The organism is Candidatus Acidiferrales bacterium (assembly GCA_035515795.1).
In the GTDB taxonomy this organism is placed as follows: Bacteria; Bacteroidota; Ignavibacteria; order Kryptoniales; family JAKASW01; genus JAKASW01.
The window spans coordinates 1-15059 of record DATJAY010000032.1 but is presented as its reverse complement, the minus strand read 5'-3'; the positions used below and the strand labels follow the sequence as shown (position 1 = coordinate 15059).

The following is a 15059-nucleotide window of genomic DNA, read 5'->3' as shown; positions in this document are numbered from 1 at the left end:
GGGGACAAGCTTTCAAAACTACTCAGCTTCAAGCTGAAACAATCGTAAGGTGAATCTTCGTGCTTTGGGCTCCCTGCTTTTTTCTGCCCTCTGGCAATATCTTCGTCTAAATTTTAATAAGCCATGGAGTAAATGTCAAGTGGAAAATCCCAAAATTCCCGCTACTTATCTTTCCCACTACAAGAATATTGTACCGAGAACTCTCTATACTACTTCAGTCCACTCAGGCTCTTCTTCAGTATGTCGATATTGCTGACGGGGGTAGGATCGACATCTTTCTTGATCGCAAGATAATAGCTTGTCCAGTCGCCAAAGTGAACCAGGCTGAACATCCGGGCAAGAAGAGATTTTCCCTGCGAGCGAACCTCGATAATGTTCGAACAGTATGGACGAATGATTTCTTTCACGAAGTCGAAACGCGCCGCGACGCGCGGGTGATCACCTTCGTCAAGAAGATAGATCACAAGAAACCGAGACAGCAAATCCCTGAGCGTCGAGTAACCGACGATCTCGTTGTGGTTCATCTCCGGGAAGAAATTCCCGTAAGCGATCGTCTTTGCGTTCTCCTCCATTTGTCCGCGCCATCTCAAATTGACTGCACCTATACCTTCATAAGATGAGTAGACAATCGGAAGCATGTTCACCATCTGCTCCGCAAGACGAAGGGGCATGGGATTCTGACCGTAATCAGAATATTCCTTGCTGAGCTGCTTCAACAATTCAAGAGTCTCCTTGATTTCCGCGGGCTTGGATCTCAGGAGGCCTGCTTTCTGAAATGCCGTCAGCATCGTAAAAAACGAGTAACCAAGAGCCGCGCGTGGAGGCAGCCCGCCCGGAATTTTGATCCAGTTGTGATGCAGCTTTGCCGCAGTCTCACCGATTGCCCCGCCGGAACTTATAACGAGTATTTGAGCACCATTCTTCCGCGCCTGTCCATAAGCCGATATCGTTTCTTCAGTTCCGCCGGAATAACTCGATACGACGACGAGCGAGTTTCTCCCGACGAATTGAGGCAGCGTGTAGCTCCTGTTGACAAAAAAAGGAATCCCGATTTTGTCTGCCGAATAACTTCTCAAAATATCTCCGCCGATCGCCGAGCCGCCGAGCCCAGTCACGACTATGTTTTTTATTTTCGCCAATGACAGCTTAACTTTTGTCGCCTTCGCAATGTCTACGGCTTCCGATGCCTGATCGGGAAAAGATCTTATGAGGTCGTACATCCCCGAGGCATCTGTCCTTTTAATATCCTCTCGGTCAATCAATGTCTTTCTCGCTTATAGTTGTGTAGTAGATTCTCTCGAAATGAGTTTTCAGATACTCGTTCAATGAGCCCTTGATTTCTTCCACCGAATCTAATTTCATCAATTGCCTTGCGAACTTTCGTGCCGTCTTGTAATTGGTGCTTCTGATGATTTTCTTAATAATGGGAAGCATTAAGCTCACCGCGCTGAATTCATCCAGACCCAGTCCGAGGAGCATGATGGTCGCCATAGGATTTCCTGCCATCTCGCCGCACATTGCAACCCTTACTCCCGATTCATGGCCTGAATCGATAATAAGTTTCAGGGTTCGCACCACTGCAGGGTGAAATTCATCGAACAAATTATCCACGAGCTCGTTCGTCCTGTCGACGGCAAGCAAATACTGTGTCAAATCATTCGTCCCGATGCTGAGGAAGTTTACGTGCTTTGCAATTTCTTCACTCATGAGCGCAGCCGACGGTATCTCGATCATCACGCCGACCTCTATGTTTTTATCGAACTTGATTCCCTCCTCGGCCAGAGATTCCTTTGACTCGCTCAACATTTTGTTTGCGCGGATTACTTCCTCGACCGTAGCCACCATCGGATACATAATTTTACATTTGCCAATCGCGCTTGCGCGCAGAATAGCCCGCATCTGTTCTCTGAGTAGTTCCGGCCGATCGAGCATCATGCGGATTCCCCTCCAACCGAGAAACGGATTCGCTTCGGAGTGGTCTCCGAGAAAAAGCTTATCTCCGCCGATATCAAATGTCCTGAAAATCACCGGGGTCGGCGCGGCTTCCTCGACAGCCTTCTTGAATATCTCAAATTGAGTTTCTTCACTTGGAACAGAATTGGAGTCTATGATAATTTGCTCGGTGCGAAAAAGTCCAATGCCGTCCGCTCCATGCGGTTTCAGAAGCGGAAGTTCCTCGAGAAGCTCTATGTTGGCTTCAACCAACACTTTGTGGCCGTCGGTAGTAACCGCAGGCTCTTTTGCTTCAGCCATCAGCTCAGAGTCAAGTTTTTCGCACCATTCTTTTCTTTCGATGTACTTTTTCGCAGTCTCATCGGAAGGATTTATCACGACGATCCCGCGATAACCATCCAGAATCAGATCTGCCCCGTCATGGACATGTTTCGTGGCCTCCTTCAGACCGACTACCGCAGGAATTCCGAGCGATCGAGAGAGTATCGAAGCATGAGAGCGTGCTCCTCCGAAATCACTGACGTAACCGAGTACCGCACTTCGGCTTAGGAGGACCGCATCGGCAGGACTCAGCTCGCTCGTGACTATGATGGGCGTTCCCTCAAACCTGGATTTCAACTTGCCCTCCGCGAGATTCCTGATGATTCTATTCCGAACATCCTCCAACTCGAGCGCACGGAGCTTGAACACGTCGCTGTCGCTTCGGTTCAACTGATCGATTTGTTTGCCAAATTCATCATCGATGACGTATTCCGCGTTCTTTTTCTCTCTGACAATCCTCTTTCTTATATCATCGAAGAAGATGGGATCCGAAATCATCAGCTTCTGGGCCTCGAAAATTCTCGCTTTGTCGCTCCCGAGCCTTTCAAGGGTCGTATTGTATACTTTGTCGAGTTCCGCGGAAGAACGATCGATCGCCTTCTGAAGCTTTCCTAACTCAAGACGGGGATCATCGATGGTCATCTCTTGAATTATGACACCATCTTTCTTTAGAACAACAACTTTCCCGATTGCAATCCCCGGTGACGCAGGAACGCCGTGGAGCCTGATCTCCTCGCCCATGCTATGCGGTTCCATATCAGTCAAAGTATTGACTCCGGAATTTCCTCAAGATGCTCCATAGGTGAAACTGTTTTTTGTAAAGAATATGTTTGGATCGAGGATTCAAATTTCTGGCTCATCGAATCCTCTGTCGAAAAAATCTACGAGCGTCGCAAGCGCTTCTTTTTCATCCTCGCCGTCAAACTCGAGGATTATTCTCGCACCCTGCTCCGCCGCGAGAGTCATGACGCCAATAATGCTTTTGCCGTTGACACGGTATCCATCTCGTTCCAGGTAGAATTCGGACTTGAACTTTGCTGCAAGTTTAACGAGGGTCGCCGCGGGACGGGTATGAAGTCCCAGGCGGCTCTTGACCACAACTTCTTGTTGAACCATTCTATTCCACATCTGCCGAACGATTATGAGAAATATTGCTCACGTACACTTAGGTTCCATCTCCATCAAAATTTTCTCTGCACGAGTGAATTTGCCAACTCAACAAGTGCATCCTTTCCATCGGACTCCTTCAACGTTTTTAAGCTTAACAACGCGCAATTCGTATAATTCGTAACCTCTATTCTCGCGGCTTCGACCACACCCGCTTCCCGGTAAATGTCACGCACCGCGACAACTTCGGCTTCTGTCACTGAAGAATTTCTATATACACCGCTAACTGATTCGAACTCATGGGCATTCATCAACTGTTGAGCTTTCAGAAATAAAAAATTCTTTTTCTTCTCGATTATGTCGAGGCCGAGCGGCTTGCCGAACCTATCGACATCTCCTTCGAGATCGAGCGTATCATCCAGAATCTGGAAGGCAATGCCGAGATTCAATCCAAAGTCGCCGAGCATAATGACTTCCTTTTCCGCGCCGCCGCCGAAAAGCGCGCCTAATTGTCCGGCAGTCATGAGGAGTGCACCCGTCTTCTTGGAGATCATCTCAATATAGTCTTTCATCGTAGCTCCATCTTCCTTGCTCAGACTCTCATCCAGTGCTTGACCGTCACAAACTTGCTCGACGCCTTCGTTGAAAATTTTTAGACCGGCTCGCAAATGCTTCTCGCCGCACTTTTCCAGGCAATCGTAAGCAAGCGCCATCATTAGATCGCCGACGAGAATCGCGGTGTTCACACCTGCATTTATGTGGACCGTCGCTTTTCCGCGGCGGGTATCGGCATTATCCATAATGTCGTCATGAACCAGCGTAAAGTTATGAAGGATCTCGATTGCAACTGCACCATGGAGTACGTCATCGTTGTATTTTCCAACGGCATCCGCTGAAAGTGTCGAAAGCAGAGGACGGATCCTCTTTCCGCCCATCGAGAAGACATACTTAATATACGGCCTCAACGGAGAGTCCGAGACAAGTTTCAGAGTGTCCGAAAGCTTCCGCTCTATTACGGACCTTCGCTCGTCAAAATATTTCGAGAAATCTTTTCCGGCTCCGCCGGGTTTTCGGTTGATTACAGACACGCCTATGCCTTCTCCAATTTAACTTTATTAAGCTGACGCAAGTTTACACTTCCCGTCAGAAACATTACACCTTTCAATTCATCGACCCACGCGTCGAACTCTCGCATCAAACCTTTCACGCCCGCTTTGTCGAGTGCCTTGAGAAAAGGCTGTGCCGCTGAACAAATGTCTGCACCGAGCGCGATCGACTTGGCTACATTTATTCCATTTCGAATCCCGCCCGACGAAATAAGTTTGATTTTTTTTCTCGATGAAAGTGCGTTCACCTGAACCAGGGCTTCCGCGGTCGGGATTCCCCAGTTCCAGAAGCTTTTTCCGATCCTTCTGTCGGTCCGCCGGAGTGTCTCTATCGCCGACCAGCTTGTTCCACCTGCACCCGACACATCGATTGCCGCAACGCCATTGTCGATAAGCTTCTTTGCAGCTTCTCCGCCAATGCCCGCACCGGTCTCCTTGACGATGACCGGCATTCCAATTTTCTTGACTAGCTCCGAAATTCCCTTCACAACTCCTCTGAAGTTTCGATCTCCTTCGGGCTGGATCATCTCCTGCAGGGCATTAAGGTGCACAGCAATCGCATTTGCTTCCACCATGTCCACGATCCTCCGGGCGTTGTCCAGCGCGAAGCCGCCCGCGATTTGCGCAGCCCCGATATTACTCATCACGAAGATATTCTTGGCGGTGCGGCGTACCACTTTAAAGGTTTCAAGATATTCGTCGTTGTCTAGCGCTTGCCTCTGACTCCCGACACCCATGCCGATATTTTTTTCCCGGCAGAATTCAGCCAGGGCAGCGTTGATCGATCCGCCCCGCTTGAAACCTCCCGTCATAGACGAAACGATGATAGGTGCGGAAAACTTATAAGAAAAAAATTCTGTCCCGATATCTATTTCATCATAATTAATTTCCGGCAGTGCGTTATGAACAAATGTATACTTTTCAAACCCCGTCGACTTTTGATAATCAACGTTCTCGTTCAAGACTATGTCGACGTGATTTGATTTGCGTTTAGCGGTTTGATCCATTGATGACATAAAAAAATAGCCGAAAGGGGAAAAATAAACAAGGTTAGGCAGAAATGCCAAATGCCTAAATCCTGGACAAATACCAAATACAAAACACTAAACTCACAAACTGATCCGGGGCAATTATTACATTTATTGGGATTCCAAGAGTTGAAATTTGCTCGGAGCTTGGGATTTCTGATTTGAGATTCATTCTCTTACAGGCACAAGTAGAAGCGGGATCTTGCTCGATTTGCTTATCTTGGGAGCAACGCTTCCGCTCCAAAATGCCTCGGTGCCTTTCTTGCCGTGCGTCGCAAGTACGATCAAATCGGCCTTGATGCTCTTTGCCGTCTTTGGGATTGCGGTGCCGGGCTTGCTGCGCGACGTGCTCGTCGCAACCTCGATCCCTTCCGACTCAATTTTCGTTTTAAGCCTGAGAAGATATTCCTCCGCATCGGGAACAAGCATATCCATCATCTTCGCAGTGGTCGCGGGAAGAAATCTGTTTGTAGGTGTAAGTTCGCCCGACATGGATACGAAATGGGGGATTGCTATGAGAAGATGGATCTTCGCTTCGCACACGCGAGCAAGTGCGGATGCATAGGCAAGCGACCGCTCGTGGTCCGGATTTCCGTCGAGTGGGACAAGGAAATTCTCGAACTTGAACTTAAAATTTTCGGCGGCGGGGGTCATCAGCAAAACAGGCACATTGCCGAATGAGATTACCTGTTGTGCAATCGAACCGAAAATCATCCCCCTGAATCCACTGCTCCCATGCGTGCACATTATAACGAGATCCTGTCCGAGTTCCTCGGTGTGATCATGAATGCTTTGAGAAACGTCGCGCACTCCGGCTTCATGCACATGGAAACGCACGTCTATTCCCCTAAAAATATCAGAGGATGCTGTGGCACGGAGATACTCGTCTGCCTGCTGCGCATTTGTCAGATGCATCTGTCCGTGAATCTTGTCCGGCGGATTCTTTTCGACAACATGGATCAACGTGACGGACGCGGATATTTTCCTTGCAAGCTGTGCAGCTGCCGTGAGAACAGATTCAGCCATCGGCGAACCGTCGAGGGGAACAAGCAATTTCCTTATCGCCAGCTTATCCAAGTAAAATCCGTGAGATTAAATAGACATTCAGCAAGATAATTAAGATTGCGATCGCCGACACGGCAAGGGTGGTCACCCTTTTGTTGACGAGAATTCCCATGATGTTTCTGTCTCGTGTAAATTTTATCAAAGGAATAATGGCAAAGGGAAGCCCGAAACTCAAGACCACCTGGCTGATGACGAGTGTGCGGGTCGGGTCGAGTCCGGCTGCAATGACAGCCATCGAGGGAACCATGGTGACCAGCCTTCGCAGCCAAATTGGAATATGTCTGTGAATAAATCCCTGCATTATGATTTGGCCTGCGCTCGTTCCGACCGTCGAAGAAGACAAACCCGACGCGAGAAGCGATACGGCAAAAATCCATCCCGCTGCCTTACCTAAAAGAGGCTGTAGAGTTATGTGTGCTTCTTCTATTGTAGCGACATTCGTCAATCCATATTTGTGAAAAGTCGCAGCGGCCATGATGAGCATTGTCATGTTGACGAGGCTCGCAATTCCCATTGCGATTGTTACATCGAAAATCTCGAACCGGAAGAGTTTACGAAGCTTGCAGGGATCTCTCACGACTATTCTTTGCTGCGTCAGCGCCGAATGTAAAAAAATTGCGTGCGGCATAACGGTCGCACCCAGGATCCCTGTCGCAATAAGAATGCTCTCAGTTCCTTGAAATTGCGGAACGAACGTATGATACAGGAGAACTCCCGAATCAGGCCTGTCGAGAACAGTCTCTACGACGTAACACAAAGCTATGATGCTCACCAGGGCGGTGATAACTATTTCGAGCGGCCGAAAACCGTAACGCTGCAGGCCAAGAATCAAGAAGGTGCAGATTCCGGTGATAATTCCACCGACAATCAGCGGAAATCCAAAGAGGAGATTAAATCCGATCGCCGCCCCCAGAAATTCCGCCAGGTCGGTCGCCATAGCCACGACCTCCATTAAGGCCCACATGCCAAAAGCGACCGGCTTTCTAAAATGTTCCCTGCATTGCTCGGCAAGATTGCGCCCGGTTGCGATTCCAAGTTTCGCGGCAAGCGCCTGGATCAACATCGCCATCAAGTTGCTCACAAGAATCACCCACAATAGCGTGTAACCAAACTCGGAACCGCCCTGGATATTTGTTGCAAAATTCCCGGGATCAACATAAGCGACACTGGCAATGAAAGCCGGACCAAGGAACGGGATCAATTTCGTGAAAATGTTTTTTTGCGTTGATCCCGAAAGAGCAGCCTCCGCTGAATCCCTGGTTCTGACGTCGGTCCGTTCTATGGTAGAGACAATCAGACTCTTCATCTTTTCATGGTGCCGCTGCAGGCCGCGATGACATCCCGACTCATATTATTCACCAATTATTTTCACCACCACCCTTTTCCTTCTCTGTCCGTCAAACTCGGCGTAAAAAATCTGCTCCCATGGACCAAGGTCAAGTCTCCCCTTTGTGATCGGGAGGACAACTTGATGGTGCATCAGGGTACGCTTCAGATGGGCATCGGCATTGTCTTCACCGGTGCGGTGATGGTGGTATTCAGGCCGGGCCGGCGCAATTTTCTCCAAGAACTCCATCAAATCTTGTTTGAGTCCCGATTCCTCGTCATTCACCCATATCCCGCTCGTGATATGCATCGCGCTGACAAGACAAAATCCCTCCTGCACTCCGCTTGCTTTGACATTTTTTTCAACTTCACCCGTTATATTCACGAGCTCTTTTCGGCTTTTTGTGTTGAACCATAGGTATTCGGTATGCGATTTCATCTCATCCTCGTCTTAGTTTTATCCGCTAACTGAATTTAAGATGCGGACGCCATTACCCCAAATCTCGATTTCGCTTTTTCGAAAATAAAAAAAGATATGTCCGATAAGGCAAAAAATAGAAAATGATGACCGACAGTTAGAGGCTGATTGCTATTAACTATCTGTATTGCTTCAGGAACTCAAGCCTGTCTTTCAATTGGGAAGCGGCAATAAGGAGTTTGTCTTTGGCGTAGATTGCATCTTCGGGACTCGTAAATGTAAGCTCGAAATCCTTGCTCATCACTATCGCTTCCTCGGGGCACACTTCTTCGCAGAATCCGCAGAAGATGCAGCGAAGCATGTTTATCTCGAATAATTCCGGATATCTTTCTTTGTCGAGCTCGGTCTCCGCAGCTTGAACCTGTATTGCCAGGGGAGGGCAGACACGTGCACAGAGTCCACACGCTACGCACCGCTCCACGCCCGTCTCATCTTCCACAACAAGCACGGGGCGACCGCGGAAGACCGGCGGAGGGATCCAACGCTCCTCGGGGTATTGCCGCACAAACTTCGGTCGGAAGAATGCGCGGATCGTTATCGACATCCCGCGGATTATTTCGGGGAAGTAAAGCCGCTCCCAGAGCGACAACTTTCTTTTCATTCTTCCATTTCCGTTCGGTTCCATCATAACCTAACAAATTTTAGAGTTGCTGTTTACGTATAATCGGGTTCCACTACCGCTCAGGGACCTCTATCCCTCTATTAGTTAACCGCCAACATGACCGCGCCGGTTCCAAGCAAGTTCAGAAATGCCAACGGCAGCAGAACCTTCCAGCCGAGATTCATTAGTTGGTCGTAACGAAAGCGCGGAAGAGTCCACCGTATCCACATGTAAATGAAGATGAAAATTCCCGTCTTCGCTAAGAAAGTAGCGACCTGCACTGTTGCTGCGACGTTCGCCTGCATTGCCGAATAATTCAGATAAGGAAGAGACCAGCCGCCGAAATACAGCGTCGCCATCAGCGCACTAGACACAATCATGTTCGTATACTCAGACAAGAAGAAAAGTCCCCACCTCATGCCGCTGTACTCGGTATGATAGCCGCCGACAAGTTCGGGCTCAGCCTCGGGCAAATCGAAGGGCAAACGGTTTGTTTCCGCAAACGCAGCGACGACAAAAATCAAAAAGCCGAGAGGCTGATAGACAATATTCCAAAATCCCCTGCTCTGAGCCTCCACAATTTTGTCGAGCTGCAATGTGCCATTGACCATCACCACGCCGATTATGCTCAGCCCAAGCGATAACTCATAGCTGATCATTTGCGCCGACGATCGCAGACCGCCCAGCAAAGAATACTTGCTGTTGGAAGCCCATCCGCTCAGTGTGATCCCGTAGACTCCGAGCGACGACATCGCAAGTATATAAAGTATGCCGACGTTTACGTTTGCGATCATCAGATTTATTTTTTGTCCCGCGATCACAACGTAACTCCCGAACGGGATCACCGCGAGCGCGGAAAGTGCAACGGTAATCGAAATCACCGGCGCGAGTGCGTGTACAAATTTGTTTGCCCTGACGGGAACGATGAGCTCCTTCAAAACCAGCTTCAGGATATCTGCGAACGGCTGGAACAGCCCCTTAGGGCCGACCCGGTTCGGACCGATTCTGTCCTGCATGTAGGCGCTCACCTTTCGCTCGAGCAAAACCAAATATGCAACGGTCCCAAGAACTACCAGGAGTAAAATAATTATCTTGATCAGTGCTTCGATGGCGATCATTTGCGATTTCTTGCTTTCGACCTAGAATTTACTGCTTAGAATTCTTAGACTAACGCTTCCTCTTTTGCTTTTTTCAACAAGGCTCCACGGTCACCGAGCTTCGCATACGAAAGCCCTTTGAAGCTTGGGACGACCTGAGCTATTTCCTCGAACACTTTCTCGGCAGATTGATATCTGATTTTTCCGCCGAGAAGATTTCCGATAGCACAAATAATCTCCCATGACGAACGTACATTTCTCCGCGTACCTTTGTTCCATTTGTCAAAGATGCTGCCGAATTTATCCAGCCTGCTCAGGTTAAACCTTCCAGGAACTCGACTTTGCCCGAGAGTCGAAAGTGCCGGCCGAGACAATTGAACTCTTCCAAGAAAATTCACATATGTTCCATATTTCTCGGCAAAGGTTGCACTCGGGAAAACCACATTCGCCAATTGCGTGGTTCTGGTGTTGATCCAGTGGTTGACGATCAAGACGTCCAACTTTGTCAACAGATCTTCCATCTCCTTGGAAACCGCAACATCATCGTCCATGACGTACAGCGCCTTTATTTTGCCCGAGCCGATCAGCTCAAAAATTATATTTGTGTCAATGACCTTGGAAGAAGCGACGCCAACCTCTCGGGCCCCGTAGCCGTTCGGAGTCTTATCGGCACGGATGAGAAGGTTATCTTCGTCACCCTCAATAGAGTGCCTCAAGAACCCTATGTTCGCAGTTCCAAGAATCTGCTTGGCAAATTTCTGTAGGACGTAATTATCTTCGACGGAGGAATAAGCTGAGCCTATTACGGCAACTTCGTCCTTTGAAAACGGCTTCAATGCGTCGGCGGCGTGAGCCAGCGCTTCGTCCCAGCCGACTTCCTGCAGCACGCCGTCTTTTCTGACCATCGGCGAATTCAACCGTACCTGAGAATTGACGTGCTTGAAAGAATTCAGCCTTCCGTTGTCGCACATCCAATAACTATTGACGTCAGGATTATGACTCGGTGTCAGTCGAAGGATCTCATTGTCTCTCACCCAAATATTTATGTTGCAGCCGCGCGCACAGCCGGGGCAAATCCCTTCGGTTGAAGACATTTCCCAAACGCGCGCTCTGAAACGGTATTCACGGTTGGTCAATGCACCGACCGGACAGACATCGATCACGTTCATCGAGTACGGATCATTGAGTTCTTTGCCGGGAAAGGTATCGATGAAGACTCTATCACCGCGTTCAACGAAGGTTAAAGTGGGATTCTTGACAATCTCGTCCATGACACGAATGCATCGCGAGCACAGGATACATCTTTCCGCATCATAGACCACATTCGGACCGAGCGGGACGCGTTTCGGCTTTTTGTTCTTTGCTTCCGTGAACGCACTTTGCCCCGGGCCGTGAGAGTATGTGTAATCCTGGAGGTTGCATTCGCCGGCCTCGTCGCAGATCGGGCAATCAAGCGGATGATTTATCAATATAAACTCGAGGATCGCCTTTCGCGCTTCGAGCGCCTTTTGAGAATTCACGTGTACCACCATGCCGTCCGCAACCTGAGTCGCGCACGCGATCGCGAGCTTCGGCATCTTTTCAATTTCGACCAGGCACATCCGGCAGTTACCGGCAATCGACAAACCCGGATGCCAACAAAAGTGAGGGATCTCAATCCCCGCTTGTGCCGCCGCGCGGATCACCGTCGTGCCATTTTCCACTTCTACACTTTTTCCTTCGATTGTTACCTTTGCCATTCTATCTTCGCTTTTTCTCTCTAAAACAAACTAATGAATTGTTACGTTTCATAAAAACTTTTTAACGACGAAGGTCGCAAATATACACCTAAATGAGAATAGCGACTTCATCTTCAGAATCATGCAAAACTAGCTTTGTACGTCTTTGAGTTCGTGGCGGGTAGAGGACATCAATCCAAAACTTTCTCCACCGGTGTGTATTCCAGATCAAAAGCTTCGGCGACGTGCTGGTATGTAATTCTTCCGTATGCCATGTTCAAGCCGAGTTTGATCTCATTGTTAGATCTAACCGCCTTCTCCCATCCGCTTCCGGCGATCTCGATGGCATAGGGAAGCGTCGAGTTCGTGAGCGCAACTGTCGAAGTATACGGCACAGCGCCGGGCATGTTCGCGACACAATAATGTACAACGCCATCGACAACGTAGGTGGGGTCCTCATGAGTCGTTGGGCGGCACGTTTCGATGCAGCCTCCTTGATCGACCGCAACATCCACAATGACCGATCCTTCCTTCATGTCTTTCAGCATTGGTTTCGTTACAAGCTTCGGAGCCTTCGCGCCTGGAATCAACACTGCACCGATCACAACGTCCGCTCGGATTACAGCCTCCCGGATGCTATACGGGTTCGATGCCAGCGTCAGAACATTTTTTGGCATAACGTCGTCCAGGTAACGGAGTTTTTGCAGATTATTGTCGAGAATAGTAACTCGCGCACCGAATCCGGCAGCGATACGCGCCGCATTTTGACCGACGACTCCTCCGCCGAGTACCACTACATCCGCAGGTTCGACACCCGGCACTCCGCCAAGAAGCACGCCCCTTCCGCCCATCGGCTTCTCGATATACTTTGCGCCCTCTTGAGGTGCCATTCTCCCCGCCACTTCGCTCATCGGGATAAGAAGTGGAAGAGAGCCGTCCGGCTTCTGGACAGTTTCATAAGCTATGCATATTGCATTCGCCTTTATCATTGCATCTGTTAGTTCTTTGCTCGCGGCAAAATGAAAATATGTAAAAATGATCTGATTTTTTTTGATCAACTTATATTCCGGTTTTATCGGCTCTTTCACTTTCATGATCATGTCGGCATCATCATAGACTTCCGCCGCGTCACGAATTATTTTCGCGCCGGCTTTTTTGTAAAGTTCGTCCGGGAATCCGCTGGCGAGTCCCGCATTTTTTTCCACCATCACCCTGTGTCCGCGCGCGACGAGCAACTCCACCCCTACGGGCAGCAATGCGACGCGATTTTCGTTCGGCTTGATTTCTTTCAACAGTCCTACGATCATTGTTTGCTTTTCCTTTCTTTATTGCGGGATCGCCGCTCTACTTTGGAATTCATAGGAAGCACTTTGACGGAGGTTATGTTGTCCTTTTTGAGGTATTCCATGGCTGCCTCCGTAATTTCGACGGCCGTCACTCTTTCTATCGAGGCGAGCGACTCCGATAAGTTGGATCGCCCGCGATAGTAGAATTCGTCTCGCGCGAAGAGTGCGGCCCTATCCCAGAGATTTTCAAGAGAAAAAATTATTCCGGCTTTCAGTTGGGCCTTTGCGCGTACAACCTCACCCTCCGTCGGGCCATTCTTGAGAAAATCACTTATTGTCGTATGTATTCTATCCTCTGCTCTGTCCACATCGTTTACGGCAGTGCACACGTAAATTCCGAGGATTCCGCAATCGGAATAGGCAGAGCCAAAAGAATAAATCGAGTAAGCAAGCCCGTCTTTTTCTCTGATATTTTTGTGGAGCCTCGAACTCGACCCGTCTCCCAAAATTACACCGACCATGGATGCCGCAAACCTATCCTGATCGTTCAATCCGGGCGCACGAGCAGCTAACAGGATATGTGCCTGCTTGCCTGTGTCGCGATGGACGACAAAGTTACCGCCGGGATTCAAGGAAGGTTTTCTTCTGAGAAAAATTTTAGGTGACGCTTCCATAGCCGAGAAATATTTTTCAGCGAGGTTTACGAGGTTAGTCTGCTCAAAACTGCCGGCTGCGCTTATGATAATCCGATCGGCTGTGAAATTCTTTGAATGAAAACGATGCAGATCTCCGGGAATAAAGCCCTTCAATAAGGAAGCTCTACCGATTATCGGCATCGAGAGTGAATTGCCTGCAAAGATTTTCTCCTCGACGAAATCCATTCCCCAATCCTCAGGGTCGTCATAGACCTCCTGCATTTCCGAGAGGACCACCTTCCGCTCGTTCCGCAAATCGCGTTCATCAAATTTCGGCGACAAAACCAAATCTGAAAGTACCTTGATAGTGGTCTCGAGATCCTCCTTGAAAATTTTGGCATAATAGCAGGAGGATTCCTTTGTCGTAAACGCGTTGATGTATCCGCCCCGGCCCTCGATGTTTTCGACTATTTCCTCGGCGGTAAAATCTGCAGTCCCTTTGAAAACCATGTGTTCAACAAGATGTGTGAGACCGTTTTCTTCTTTCTTCTCGTCGCGTGAGCCGAAGTTGACCCACACGCCGATTGCGATACTTTGAACCGACAGAATACTTTCGCCGATTACAGTTACGCCGTTGGGTAATTTCTCACGAAATGGTTCACTCAAATTTGAATGTTGAACTTTGACGGCAGATGAGGTGAGACGTGTCCGTATACGCTTCTGCATTTCAGTGGAAAAATATATGATTGGAATGCTAAAAGTAAAAGCCATGATCTGGGCGAAGTATGGGCTGGTTTTGGAAACAAATTGAGTGACCAATGTTGATGATATCTTATAGCTCGCGACTGATGTGAAGAGGTGACTCACCCTTTTCATTTTTCCTTCTTAACTATTAAATTTAATGGAAGCGCCGTTAGCTCAAGTGGATAGAGCATCAGCCTTCTAAGCTGAGGGTTGCGTGTTCGAGTCACGCACGGCGCACATCCTGACCACGCATCAGGACATTTTGTTTAACAAAGAGCGTTCCATGATGGACGCAGGGTATGAGGAATGAATATTTTTCAAAGAGTGCCGATCGGCATTTGTGCTGCGCTTGTTGTTTTGTCCTTTTCTTTCGCAAGTCGTTCCGCAGTAGCATCTAAGAAGCTTCAGGTAAACCTCGATTATGCAACCTTCCGTTATGATTCCATGAAGACTTATTTTGAACTGTATTACAGTTTTAGTGCGGCAAGTGCTCATCTTGTTAAAAAAGATTCCTCTTTCACGGGGCTTTTGGTGTTCGATGTTTTGATTAAGTCATCCATTATGGATACCGTAGTGGATCAGCAATTGTGGAAA

Annotated in this window: 14 protein-coding genes and 1 tRNA gene; 2 read left to right on the top strand and 13 right to left on the bottom strand. The window is 48.7% G+C overall.

All coding sequences use genetic code 11. The features are described 5' to 3' along the window. Positions 1-209: 209 nt before the first annotated feature. From VLX91_12835 to VLX91_12775, 13 genes are all read right to left on the bottom strand, one after another. Entirely contained in the window at positions 210-1262 is a 1053-nt protein-coding gene (locus VLX91_12835) for a bifunctional phosphoglucose/phosphomannose isomerase (GenBank protein HUI31091.1), read from the bottom strand. Next, complete coding sequence (gene ptsP, locus VLX91_12830) at positions 1255-3030, bottom strand: phosphoenolpyruvate--protein phosphotransferase (protein HUI31090.1); 1776 nt, start codon at positions 3028-3030, stop codon at positions 1255-1257. The genes VLX91_12835 and ptsP overlap by 8 nt, the downstream gene beginning before the upstream one ends. Positions 3031-3117: 87 nt before the next feature. Then, on the bottom strand, positions 3118-3390 hold the full coding sequence (locus VLX91_12825) for an HPr family phosphocarrier protein (GenBank protein HUI31089.1): 273 nt from the start codon (positions 3388-3390) through the stop codon (positions 3118-3120). A 65-nt stretch (positions 3391-3455) separates the two neighbouring features. Beyond that, entirely contained in the window at positions 3456-4469 is a 1014-nt protein-coding gene (locus VLX91_12820) for a polyprenyl synthetase family protein (protein HUI31088.1), read from the bottom strand. A 2-nt stretch (positions 4470-4471) separates the two neighbouring features. Continuing rightward, a complete protein-coding gene (fni, locus tag VLX91_12815; protein ID HUI31087.1) occupies positions 4472-5494 on the bottom strand; it encodes a type 2 isopentenyl-diphosphate Delta-isomerase in 1023 nt (340 codons plus the stop codon). Positions 5495-5683: 189 nt separating this feature from the next. Continuing rightward, entirely contained in the window at positions 5684-6568 is an 885-nt protein-coding gene (locus VLX91_12810; GenBank protein HUI31086.1) for a universal stress protein, read from the bottom strand. A 16-nt stretch (positions 6569-6584) separates the two neighbouring features. Beyond that, entirely contained in the window at positions 6585-7886 is a 1302-nt protein-coding gene (locus VLX91_12805; protein ID HUI31085.1) for an Nramp family divalent metal transporter, read from the bottom strand. A 45-nt stretch (positions 7887-7931) separates the two neighbouring features. Further along, entirely contained in the window at positions 7932-8345 is a 414-nt protein-coding gene (locus VLX91_12800; GenBank protein ID HUI31084.1) for a secondary thiamine-phosphate synthase enzyme YjbQ, read from the bottom strand. A 157-nt stretch (positions 8346-8502) separates the two neighbouring features. Next, on the bottom strand, positions 8503-8985 hold the full coding sequence (locus tag VLX91_12795; GenBank protein ID HUI31083.1) for an NADH-quinone oxidoreductase subunit I: 483 nt from the start codon (positions 8983-8985) through the stop codon (positions 8503-8505). A 101-nt stretch (positions 8986-9086) separates the two neighbouring features. After that, positions 9087-10103, bottom strand: coding sequence for an NADH-quinone oxidoreductase subunit NuoH (gene nuoH, locus VLX91_12790; GenBank protein ID HUI31082.1), 1017 nt, complete (start codon positions 10101-10103; stop codon positions 9087-9089). Between the two features lie 44 nt (positions 10104-10147). Beyond that, positions 10148-11821 (bottom strand): molybdopterin-dependent oxidoreductase, encoded by a 1674-nt coding sequence (locus tag VLX91_12785; protein HUI31081.1) that lies wholly within the window; start codon positions 11819-11821, stop codon positions 10148-10150. A 170-nt stretch (positions 11822-11991) separates the two neighbouring features. Beyond that, positions 11992-13107: an alanine dehydrogenase gene (gene ald, locus VLX91_12780; protein HUI31080.1), complete on the bottom strand. Its 1116-nt coding sequence runs from the start codon at positions 13105-13107 to the stop codon at positions 11992-11994. Beyond that, positions 13104-14447, bottom strand: coding sequence for a pitrilysin family protein (locus tag VLX91_12775; protein ID HUI31079.1), 1344 nt, complete (start codon positions 14445-14447; stop codon positions 13104-13106). Before VLX91_12775 ends, ald begins: the two co-directional genes overlap by 4 nt. 181 nt (positions 14448-14628) lie before the next feature. Between VLX91_12775 and VLX91_12770 the strand changes: the two genes are divergently transcribed. Together VLX91_12770 and VLX91_12765 are read left to right on the top strand one after the other, a co-directional pair. Continuing rightward, positions 14629-14702 (top strand) — tRNA-Arg (locus VLX91_12770). Positions 14703-14771: 69 nt separating this feature from the next. Further along, the coding region (locus tag VLX91_12765; protein HUI31078.1) for a hypothetical protein at positions 14772-15059 on the top strand (288 nt) is incomplete at its 3' end.